We start from the raw sequence: 241 nt of genomic DNA on the forward strand, positions 1-241 counted from the left end.
CCTTTACCGGTAATAACCAGCACAAAGCGCAGGCCTCTGTGCCAAGCATCTACAAGAAAACTGTAAAGCAGGTCATGCGCCTCGCGCTGACGCATACCGTGCAAATCGATCCTTGCCTGAATTTCAACACGCCCTTTGGCAATTTTGCGGATGGTTGGCCGGTCAATATCATGGAGCGGATTGGTAACCGTCTCCTGCTTTTTGCGTGTTTGCAGGGATGTTTCGCTCGCAGCTTTTGCTG

At 51.5% G+C, this 241-nt stretch carries 1 protein-coding gene; it reads right to left on the reverse strand.

Features of this window, described 5'->3' with window-relative positions; translation table 11 throughout:
- The coding region (locus HBA93_RS23165) for a Smr/MutS family protein (protein WP_221724793.1) at positions 1 to 241 on the reverse strand (241 nt) is incomplete at both ends.

Source organism: Ochrobactrum sp. SFR4, from assembly GCF_019730395.1.
Classification (GTDB): Bacteria; Pseudomonadota; Alphaproteobacteria; order Rhizobiales; family Rhizobiaceae; genus Pseudochrobactrum.